Consider the following 6,910-nt stretch of genomic DNA (forward strand, 5'->3'; position numbering starts at 1 on the left):
TTTTGATTAAGAATTGCTAAATACTTTTTGTGTTTCCTCCATTGAAATAAAGTCCAGGAAGGTTTGTACGATGGAGGACAAAGGCTTCTCCTTATTAACAATAACAGAGAAATTGCGGAAGATATTGACATTTGCGATGCGGCAAGTTTTTACAGTTTTCAATTGAATTTCTTTAGTAACCGCTAAGCCGGATAAAATAGTAGCACCCAGTCCAGCCTCCACTGCACCGATAACGGCTTGGGTATTACCAAGTTCCATCACCATGTTTAGGTTGCCGGGGTCTAATCCCGCCTCCTTCAAGGTAGCCTCCATGACCACCCGAGTACCGGAGCCTTCTTCCCTTAACACAAAGGGAAGGGCAGCCACTTCTTTTAAAGTAAGGTTCTTTTTCACCGTTAGCGGGTGATTAACGGGGAGAACTACTAAAAGTTCGTCTTTCATAAAAGGCTTAGAAATGATATTCTCGTTGGTTGCAGGACCTTCTATAAGCCCCAAATCCAATTTGTTTGACAAAATGTGTTCAACGATGTGTTGCGTGTTGTTAACTTCTAGGTGTATAGTTACTTCTGGGTAATCATGACTAAACATACCCATAATTTTTGGCAAAACATTTTCTGCAATGGTATGACTGGCTCCGAGGGTTAAATTACCACTTAGTTCCCCAACCAGATCATTTATATGTTGTTCTGAGTGCTCAACCAGATCTAGTATTTGATTGATGTATTTAAGCAATACTTCCCCAAATCGAGTTATTTTTAGTTTTTTATTCGATCGGTCAAATAATTTTGCACCGTAATGCTGCTCTAATAGATAAATATTATGATTGATGGTAGGTTGGGATAAATCCAGTATTTTACTGGCTTTGGTTATGTTTAATGTCTCAGCAAGGGTTTTAAAAACCCTAAAATGGGACAAGTTCATGGTATCACCTTCACTCTTTGCCTAATAGGCATAATATCTCCTAATTATATTCGGTCTATCAGAGAAATGTCTGCCAGGTTGCTGACAAAATTAAACTTGGCTTTTTTGATTCAAAGGAGTAGATTTTTATGGATTTTTTAGTAAATAAAGAAGTTCAAGAGTACATTCGTTCCCTTTTACCAAAGAAAGATAAAATATTTTACGAAATGGAAAAAGAAGCCGAAGAGAAAATAGTTCCTATTGTTGAGCCTGAGATGGCTCAACTTTTATACTGGCTGGCATTAACAAAGAAAAGTAAAAAAGTACTGGAGGTAGGAACGGCAATTGGCTATTCGACCCTTTGGCTGGCAAAGGCAGTGTTACCTCTAGGCGGTAAAATAACGACCTTGGAGATAAATGGGCCAAGGGCGGAGAGGGCTTGTCATTATTTTAAGAAAGCTGGGGTGGACAAGCAGATTGAATTGGTATTTGGGGATGCCCGTGAGATTCTTTTTACGCTTAAAGATTCCTATGATTTTATTTTTTTAGATGCAGCCAAGGGTAAATATGTAGAGTTTTTGGATAAGTGTGTGGAACTATTGGAACCAGGCGGCTTACTGGTGGCAGAAGATATATTTATGAGGGGTATGGTAATCTCCGGGGAAATTGATAAAAGGAGGAATAAAACAGCCGTTTCACGCCTGAGGACTTTTCTGGAATTGGTCACAGAGCACGATCAATTGGAGACCATTATCTTGCCGGTGGGGGATGGCGTGGCCATTAGTGCAAAAGTTCACAAACCCAGCGAATAAGTTCGTATAGGAAAGGTGAGCATATCCATGGTATAATTAACCTAGTTTTAGACATGAAACAACAAAATATTGAAATTTACGCAGTTAATGATTATTGCTTACTAATTTAAGTTGTTCTATAATACTATTGATTTGTCGAAAAAAGTAGAAACAAGGGTTTTTGTATCTTTTCTCATCATTATCAGCTAAATAGTTAGGAAAGATACTAAAAAATTAATTTATTTCAAGGAGGTATGTTCACTTGTTGCTAACGGTATTTGTTTATGTCTCTATTTTGGCATTCATTGGTTTATCCTTGTACAAGGCTTACCAGTTTGCCAAAATGCCCATGCATGGTCGCTGGGAACTGTATCCGGTCCCAAAGGAACCAGGTGAAAAGGGCCATTATGGTGGTTCTTACTACGAAGATGTTGAGTACTGGAACAAACCCAGGGAAGTATCTCATAGCGGCGAAATAATAGACATGTTAAAAGAAATGCTATTTATTAAAAACTTGTTTGTTAACCAAAAGCGTCAATGGTGGCTTTCTTACGCATTGCATCTAGGTATTTATCTGTTAGGTTTATGGACAATCCTTTTAGCAGTTGGCGCAATCATGGATCTATCGGGCATGCCTATTACCACTGCTGAGGGCGTTAGTGCCAATGCATTTGCTGCCTTTATTTATTATCTTACCTTTGCGGCTGGTGCGGCTGGTGCTCTCTTATTGGCCTTTGGTTCCGTTAGCTTGTTTTTAAAGAGAATTGTTAATAATACTTTTGCTAAGTACACCACACCTCAGGAATATTTTAATTTATTATTTCTCTTTGCTGTTGTAGCTTCTGGTTTGGTCGTTTGGATAGGTGACCCTAGCTTTAATTATGGCCGGGAGATATTTAAGGCAATGTTTACCTTCTCTGCCATTGAGGCAAACACGGCACTAACCATTCATATTCTTTTATTGGGTGCTGTAATGATCTATATCCCCCAAACCAAAATGAGTCACTATGTAGGCAAATATTTTGCTTTCCACAAGGTTCTCTGGGATAATGAACCAAACATCAGAAATTCCCAAATGGAAAGTGTAATTAAAGAAGCCATTAGCTACAAACCCAACGCCTCCTGGTCCGCACCTCATATCAATCCTGCGGCACAGCAGGACAAGAAGTAGTTAAAAACATACTAAGATAGGAGGTATACTAAAAAATGGGCGATATTAGACCCCAAGATATGGGTAAACAAACTGGTCAGTTAGCTAAAATAGAAAATTTAATGCCCCTACCAGCACCCTATGATAAGCCAGGTATGGAACCTCAATTTAAAGAGATTAAGGATAGTTGGAAAGAAGATTATTGCACCACCCTGGACGGCTTTGTGGGTAATGAGGCCTTAGTTAGACCTAAGACCAAGGAAGAAGAAGAGGCATTGGTTAAAGGCTTCTTGAATGGTTTGGAAAAGCTATTTTCTGATGAAACCAACAGAAACTATCTACAGCCATTTCTTCTCTCCTATGAGTATTGTGCTAAATGCAATACTTGCTCAGAGGCCTGTCACGTGTTTAAGGCCAGTGGTGAGCAAGAAGTTTACAGACCCATTTTCCGTTCTGAAGTTTTTCGTAAAATTGCTAAGAAACACTTCAACGGCAGCAGCTTCTGGAGTAAATTTAACGGTGGGGATATTGACATTAATGCTGAGACGATACTCCGTCTTGGTGAATTGGCCTACCGTTGCAACCTTTGTCGTCGCTGTGCCCAGACCTGTCCATTGGGCTTAGATAACGGCTTGTTGGCCAGGGAAATTCGTAAAGTTTTCAGTATGGAACTGGGAATTGCCCCTAAACCCTTACATGAAAAAGGCTCCATGCTGCAACTAAAAACAGGTTCCAGTACAGGTATCACCAGGGAAGCTTTCCTGGATATGATTGAATTCTTGGAAGAAGACCTTTATGAAAGAACCGGTAAACAGTATAAAATTCCTGTGGACAAAAAGGGTGCGGATATCCTTTTAACCCACAATGCCGGTGAATATATGGCTTGGCCCGAAAACCCAGCTGCCTTTGTTATACTTTTTGAAGAAGCCGGTCTGGATTGGACCCTTAGCAGTGAGATGATCGGCTACGATAACGTAAACTACGGTCTTTTCTATGATGATGCCCAGTCAAGAAAAATTGGTCTGGCCCAAGTAAAGGCAGGTAAAGATCTGGGTGTACGCAGAATCGTTGTTGGCGAATGTGGACATGCCCACAAAGCTGCCATGGTTTCCATTGACAGAGCGATGGTGGGTGCTGATAACATCCCCAGAGAGAGTTTTTTACCCCTGCTTCAAGATATCGTCAAGAAAGGTGTTTATAAGCTCGATCCCGCTCGCAACGATTTTCCAGTAACCATGCACGATCCCTGTAACGTTTCCCGGATGATGGGAATCGTTCAGCCCCAGCGCGATATTATCAATGCTGTATGTCCGCAATTTAGGGAAATGTATCCCCACGGTGCTAAGAACTTCTGCTGTGGTGGGGGCAGTGGTTTTGCCATCATGAAATCCTTTAATTTCCCTGAGTTTAGAAACAAAGTTTCCAGTCGTATGAAATTTAAGCAGATCCTTGAGGCCTTCCAAGGTGTCATGGAAGATGACGCACCCAAGTATATATGTGCACCTTGTTCCAACTGTAAAGGTGCCATTCGTGACATCCTGGAGTATTACCAAGCCACTGCCAAATTCAACGTCCATTATGGTGGTCTAGTGGAATTGGTTGTTAATGCCATGGTTCAATTTGACAGACCATTCTTAGAGTTTTTGGACGAAGAAGAATGGATTGCTAAACACGTTAAAAAATAAACATTCTTTTAAGGCAATCTGCCCTTAGGGTGGGTTGCCTTTTTATTGCAATAAATTTTGAGGATATTCCATCAAGGAAGCCATCTCATGGGCGAGCATTAACAGGCTTTGGGCGTATTCCATCAATGGTGCGGTCATTGGCTGGTCTAAACAGCTCATTAAGTAAGGCAGGGCAAATAAATAGGTGTCCGCCAATCGAATTGTTAACATACTAGCTGCAATTATCTGACCTTCATTAATTGACCCAATTATTAAGTTGGTTAAATCTTGTATAGCTGAAAAGTATCGCTTATGTTCTACAGGTGCTACTGCCAGTAAATTCGTTCTTGGTGTTAATGACTCAAAGGTTTTCATAAAGTTCAGCAGGTAGTCATAGAAAGACATTTCTCCCAGTGCAGTATAACGAATTTCCGCAGAGGCCCTGGACCCATATAGATCCATCGCAGCACTGATACAGTAATAAGCAGTACGATTATCCTTTGGATCTAAAACTTTCATACCTTGGGCTTGTTCCAAACTTGATTGGATTTTTTGATCGGCTTCTTGAATGAGTTCGGTTAACGGGTCATTACTATTACAGGAAGTACAGGATTGTCCCAAGCTGGAACGAGCTGCTTCCAGATCAATAGCCCGTTTAATTTCTGCCGGGGAATTAAGAAATTCTGAAATATGCTTGTGAATATTGTTGAAATAGTTGTAAAATTGTTTTATGTATAAAAGCTCACAGCCATAATAGACAGAGCTAATAAATTTGTTCATTGAGGCTGGCAGCAGGTGATGCTTAGGAATTTCAAGGGTAATCTGCTGCATGGTGCGCCAATGCGTATTTTTTACCTCCAAGATACCTTGGATATAATCCTGTAATAACAACCAAGAAGAAGTCCCATCTTTTATGTTAATGTTCACTAAAATGACAGGTTTATCAGCTTCATCCATATACCACTTTAAAGCATCTGTGGTCATGTTTAAACTTTGGGAAGGGTCATGAGAAATTATTAGGGAAAAATGTACTCCCTTTGGGGTATGACGGTCTAATATTTCAATATCATAGTCCCAGTAGTGATGGTCACTTTTGGTGATAACCCAGGAAATAGGAAAGGCATTGAACAGAACCTCGTGGAGTTTTGACGTACTTTTCATTTTTGAGGAGGGAGATGAATGATCGATCATTTCTAGACAATTAACTGAATTAAACATGCCTTAACCTCCTTAACCCTAGGTGAATCATTTTTGCGTGGTAAAGACTATGTATTCTTTTCGCTATTAATATATTAATAGTAACACGCCATGGTATTAATTTCAATATTATATTATTGTGAAAATAATTAAATATTGATTAATTTTGACTCTTCTTATCCTCCTAAAGTAATATCCTGGTTTTGGTACCAACTTAAGGCATCCAAAAAATGTTTAGCTTGAAAATCAGGCCATAGATCCTCAACCACATAGAAATCAGCGTAAATTGATTGGACAGGTAAAAAACCGCTTAATCTTCTCCTGCCTCCCCAACGAATAATCAAATCGATTCTTGAAATATCCTTAGAGGCGATCTCTTCATGCAGCAAGCATGTCTCTTTTGCTTTATTTGTCATGGCATGACTTAAATCCCACTTCCAGCCATAATTCACTAAAAAATTAATTTTTATCCTATCCCCGCCAAAGGTTTTGCGAGTGGTATAGGGCAATAATTCCTCAGGAAATTGTGGTGACTCATGGTTGCCAATCACCAATAAAGAAGCATCACGGTTCGCTAAAATATTCACCGCATCCACACAAGCCTTTTGAAAAGCTCGCTTTTGAATGGCAGGACGTTTGGTATTATCCACAGTAAAACCGTAGAATGTAACCTCCGGAATACCTAATTCAAGGCATAATTCATATAAGGCAAAACCTGGGTCAATACCACGGTTGTAGCCGGATTCCTTCGATAAGCCTTGATTCACAGCCCACCTTCTGTTCCCGTCAGGAATTATACCAATATGTTTAGGAAGACGTTTGAATTTTGGAATCATATTACACCTCTTAAATATTTGCCAATATTATTTCTAGGTTAATATGGATAATTTTTTGCTATTCTATGCAAAAAAATAAATAATCGTAGTGACAATTTTTTAACTAATATTTTGATAAATATGACAAAAAGTGGTTGACTTTTTTGTTTAAAAGGAATATTTATAATTTAACTACATAAAATCATGTGGGGTAACTTCAAAACGAAAGGGTGATTTTAGATCAAAACAACTAACTAAGTATAAAGTTTAAGGAGCATTCCTGTAAGGAAATAAAATGACCTTTGAAAAAGAAAAGCACCTCCTGTAATATACTGGGTGTCGAGCTGTCTAGGCGACCGACCCCTAATTTAATCACACAGGAGGTACTTCAAA

6 protein-coding genes are annotated in these 6,910 nt (G+C 39.3%); 3 read left to right on the top strand and 3 right to left on the bottom strand.

What is annotated here, in order from left to right; all coding sequences use genetic code 11:
* Window positions 1–6: 6 nt before the first annotated feature.
* Complete coding sequence (locus V6C11_RS01315) at window positions 7–921, bottom strand: LysR family transcriptional regulator (RefSeq protein WP_333529276.1); 915 nt, start codon at window positions 919–921, stop codon at window positions 7–9.
* A 128-nt stretch (window positions 922–1,049) separates the two neighbouring features.
* Here V6C11_RS01315 and V6C11_RS01320 point away from each other — a divergent pair, with 128 nt between their 5' ends.
* The 3 genes from V6C11_RS01320 (at window position 1,050) to V6C11_RS01330 (ending at window position 4,526) form a co-directional block, all read left to right on the top strand.
* Entirely contained in the window at window positions 1,050–1,712 is a 663-nt protein-coding gene (locus V6C11_RS01320; RefSeq protein WP_333529277.1) for an O-methyltransferase, read from the top strand.
* A gap of 241 nt (window positions 1,713–1,953) precedes the next feature.
* Window positions 1,954–2,862, top strand: coding sequence for a respiratory nitrate reductase subunit gamma (locus V6C11_RS01325; RefSeq protein WP_333529278.1), 909 nt, complete (start codon window positions 1,954–1,956; stop codon window positions 2,860–2,862).
* A gap of 35 nt (window positions 2,863–2,897) precedes the next feature.
* On the top strand, window positions 2,898–4,526 hold the full coding sequence (locus tag V6C11_RS01330; RefSeq protein ID WP_333529279.1) for a (Fe-S)-binding protein: 1,629 nt from the start codon (window positions 2,898–2,900) through the stop codon (window positions 4,524–4,526).
* 42 nt (window positions 4,527–4,568) lie between these two features.
* Here the strand turns inward: V6C11_RS01330 and V6C11_RS01335 are convergent, their stop codons facing one another.
* Together V6C11_RS01335 and V6C11_RS01340 are read right to left on the bottom strand one after the other, a co-directional pair.
* Entirely contained in the window at window positions 4,569–5,723 is a 1,155-nt protein-coding gene (locus V6C11_RS01335) for a hypothetical protein (RefSeq protein WP_333529280.1), read from the bottom strand.
* Window positions 5,724–5,878: 155 nt separating this feature from the next.
* On the bottom strand, window positions 5,879–6,538 hold the full coding sequence (locus V6C11_RS01340) for an undecaprenyl diphosphate synthase family protein (protein ID WP_333529281.1): 660 nt from the start codon (window positions 6,536–6,538) through the stop codon (window positions 5,879–5,881).
* Between the last annotated feature and the right edge of the window lie 372 nt (window positions 6,539–6,910).

It is taken from the genome of Desulfotomaculum sp. 1211_IL3151 (assembly GCF_036763075.1).
Lineage (GTDB): Bacteria > Bacillota > Desulfotomaculia > Desulfotomaculales > Desulfotomaculaceae > Desulfotomaculum.